Genomic DNA, 3882 nt, shown 5'->3' with positions numbered 1-3882 from the left:
CAAGCGCCGAAATCCGCTGAAATTTGATAATAAACCCCTCGTCGTAAAAGACTACAACATAATAGTATTCTTTATTTATAATCTATTCTTCGCTCCCTTGGCGGTACCGGTGTTTCTGTATATAGGCGATATTTTCCCATACTATACGCCGTTTGTTCCTGTAGTATTCGCCGTCGTGTCTTATCTCAACAGCGCCCATACGCGCTTTGTTCATTTGACGAACAGGAGCATCAACTACGTCAATAAAGGCAAAATCACGAAATCTATAAAATTTTATGAGATATCGCTCATAAAGCTCACCGCCATACCGCTATTCGGACATATCGTGCCGGCTAGAAATTCCGCAGGCATTGTATTTTCGTTCATCGTGATAGGCATCGCGTTTGCCGGATTTTTACAAAGCCTTAGAGGATTTATAATTTTTATTATGAGCGTGGCGGCATTGATTTTGCCGTTTTTCGCTTCTAAGCTGATTTTTTCAAAGATCACGGAGGGGAAATTTAGCTTCCGTGCGATCGATACTTTGATCATCTATGACGGCAGGGGCGGATTTATTAGTTTTATGATGAGCGGGGAGGACTTTGAAAGAGTTTGCCGCTACATGCTGAAAGAGCGGCGGATCAGCCCGTCAAAATTTCAAAAGCAGTTTGTGATATTTCAATGAAAAGGCTTATTAAGCGATATCGGCGTTAAATTTAAAAAGTCGTTTCGACTCCTTAAATTGATTGCAAGTTAAATTTGGGCGTAAATTTTATAATTTCGCATACGTTAAAATTTTACGGCGTGCGGTACGAAATTCTAAGGAGCACGGCGTGAAATTTGAAATTCCGCAAAATGCCCTAAATTTAAAAAATTTCACGAAATTTTGCGGAGCCGTGAAATTTTAAAAGCTCCGCAAATTTAGCTTATGCTACCACCGAATGCCCGCTTCCAGCCAAAACTGCCTGCCCGCCTCATAGACCAGATCGAGCGAGGTATCGCTGCTAAGCCTTGCTTTGTTGCGCTTATTTAGGACGTTGTAGATGTCTAAATTCGTAAAAAATTCCACCTCGCCCGCCATCTTTTTGGCGTATCCGATGCGCGCATCCCAGCTGTAGCTTTTGCCGAGATTTACCTTTTCGTATTTGTCATATCTGGCAGGATACTTGCCCGCAGGCGTCCTGCCCGTGCGAGCGATCGCTTCTTGCGAGCCTTTAAACGAGAGGAAGTTATTTACGCTGATGCCGTAGCTTGGAATTTTCGTGATGATATTTAGGCTCGCCGTCCAAGGCCTAGCGTAGTCCTGCGCCGGCAGCTCCGATAGCCTCATCAGCCTGCCGTCATATTCGACGATCTTTTCATCTTCAAGCGTTTCTCTATCAAGCGATATGTCGTAAAGGGTGTTGTTCGTTTTCATCTTGATGTGTTCAAAGCCTAGCTCAAAGCCATTTAGCGTACCGAAGGCCTCATAATCATCGATCGTTTTAACGCCGAAGGTTAAAATTTTATTTTCGCTTCTGCCGTCATTAGTAAAGGTTTGATAGTTGTTTTGGTAGTTCGGATTCGGCGCTAGACCTAGATCTCTTCGCGTAGATTTGATGATCTGATCCCTGCCCTTGCGGCTTACATATTTGCCGAAAAACTCAAAATTCCCAAGCTTTTGCTTTGCCCCAAATACCAGCTCATCCTCATAAGGTACCTTTAGCTCGTTAAATTTAGTTAGAGACGGGTCTTTTGGCAGTTGCGTCCAGTTTTGCGTATAGGCATTGCGCGGGCGCGTGTAGGTAGTGGCGAGCCCCTCTCGCCCCTCTCTTAATTTGTAGGTAAAGAGATTGCGTCCGTAGTAGCGGTTTGCACCGAAGCTAAGAATCGAATCGCCGTCGCCGAAAATATCGTAGTAGCTGTTAAATCTCGGCGCCGCAGTCGTTTGCTTCATATAATCATCCCTATTTAGTCTTACGCCCGGTCGCAAAGTAAGATCACCGATTTTTATCTCATCCTCCAGATAAACCGCCAAGCTCTTCATATCTACCTTAGTATTGCCCTTGTAATAGCTTTTTCGCGTAAAAAACTGGCCGATTCTACCACGCCTCGCAAAAGAATCGTCTATCGAGCAGAGCTCGTCATTCGGATCGCAAGCATTTACACCCGCAGGTAGCGGTGCTATTCCGCCAGCGGTCATAAACTCTTTTTTTACGTTAAATTTAGCCTCTTGCTTTTTAAACTCAAAGCCTGTGATAAATCTATGCTTGCTGCCGCCGAGATCAAATTCGTTAAACTCCAGATCCGCGTTGTATGAAAGGCTCTTTTGAGTCTGATCGAGATCCCCAAAGCCACCCTCTATCGCTGCGGCAGATAAAATTTTACTGCCCCAATTCTTTACGTTTGAGTATTGCCAAGCCCTGTAATATTCATTCTCGGCATCACGCGAACTCTCCAGCTTGCTGTAGGATAAAATTTGATTAAATCTAGCAAAATCGCCATCGTAGTCGGTTTTAAGCGCTAAATTTAAACCGCCCGATTTCATATCGGCGTAGGAGTCTTTGACGTGGTCGTTAAACATCTTGTTTCGCTCGGGCGCGTAAGTTACGCTAGGCGTTATAGTTAGGCGGTCACTTGCATACCAAAGCGCTTTTAGAAAGTAGTTGTCAATATTTCGCCTCTGAACTCGCTCGGTGATGGTCGTATCGGCGTTGTATCTTCTGTCATAGGCCTTGAGCGGAATTTTACTTCTAGTGTTGGTGTAGCCGAACATCAAGCCCAGATCTTCGGTAACGGTGCCCTCTAAATTTAATCTCGTGATCCACTTATCAAATCTCGGCTGATTTAGCGGCGTAGCGGAGTTTTCAAAGCTCTGTTCATCGCCGTAGATATGGTATCTAGTCCAGCTATCCTCGGTATGCTGCATTGAAAACTTGCCGTGAAAGCCCGCGCGCGGATCTCGCGTCTTAGCCTCCACTACGCCGCCGGTAAATCCGCCGTATTTGGCGGAGACGCCGCTATCGTGCACCTCGACGCTCCGTAAAAAATCGCTATCGATCGCCATACCTTGCGAAACGGAATTCATCGTATCAAACGCCGAAAAGCGCGTAGGATTGCCGCCCGGGTTTCTAGCGGGATCGAGATCGTTATTCATATTCGCGCCGTCAAGCATAAAGTTGTTTTGCCAATACTTCGCGCCGTTGATACTGATATTTGCGGGGCTGATCTCGCCTAGCGTCGTGCTCTGGCGGTTCGTGGAGCTGAATTGCACGTTTGGATTGGTGCGCAGAAGCTGCACGAAATCGCCGTTACCGCTAGGCATCGACTCGATCATCGTCCTGCTTATCTTTTGCGTACCGCCGTAGCTGTCGCCGACGCTCGTCAGACTCGAGTCGATGTTGCCAACAACTACTATTTCGGGAAATTTATAACTATTTGTCGTAGCAGCCGAGCTTCGTGCCTCCGAGCCTTCTTTGGTAACAACGCTTCTTGTTGCGTTATTTTCAGACGAATCCTGCGCGACGCTTAGACCGCAAAGACACGCCGCGACTATTAAGGAGCGTGCAAGCCCCCCCCCGCAGCGATTTTGAGTGGATTTCTCACCTTTTACGGAAGCGGAATAATTGCGGCCTGCGCCGCTTTCACATGGCTTACAGGCCCAAAAACCGACAATCATTTTTTCTCCTTTTTTTTGAAAATAAAAATTAAGACTGAGGAAATTTAGCCAATAATATTTTAAATTTCAATAAAAGTGATAACAATTATACGACTTATGCAAACAATAGAAAAAATGTAACAAAACATCGATATATCGGCGAGGCAATTCCATTCTATAATAAAATTTATCTAAAATCTATGCGCGATGCAGATAGATTTAATTGAGCTTTATTCTTGAGTTCGTTTTTAAACTGCATAAATTTA

The 3882-nt window shown here is 45.1% G+C and carries 2 protein-coding genes; one reads left to right on the top strand and one right to left on the bottom strand.

The window, feature by feature from the left end; translation table 11 throughout:
* The coding region (locus Q0238_RS01205; RefSeq protein WP_297942068.1) for a hypothetical protein at positions 1-664 on the top strand (664 nt) is incomplete at its 5' end.
* A 246-nt stretch (positions 665-910) separates the two neighbouring features.
* On the opposite strand, the gene Q0238_RS01200 is transcribed toward Q0238_RS01205, so the two are convergent.
* Positions 911-3637 (bottom strand): TonB-dependent receptor plug domain-containing protein, encoded by a 2727-nt coding sequence (locus tag Q0238_RS01200; protein ID WP_297942065.1) that lies wholly within the window; start codon positions 3635-3637, stop codon positions 911-913.
* Positions 3638-3882: the final 245 nt, after the last annotated feature.

The sequence above is a fragment of the uncultured Campylobacter sp. genome, from assembly GCF_938045775.1.
GTDB lineage: Bacteria > Campylobacterota > Campylobacteria > Campylobacterales > Campylobacteraceae > Campylobacter_B.
Note: the sequence above shows the minus strand (reverse complement) of the source record. Positions and strands in the feature narration are given on the sequence as shown.

Excerpts from the sequence above, each read along its gene's own strand:
- Q0238_RS01200 (WP_297942065.1), bottom strand. The coding sequence starts at position 3,637 with ATGATTGTCGGTTTTTGGGCCTGTAAGCCATGTGAAAGCGGCGCAGGC.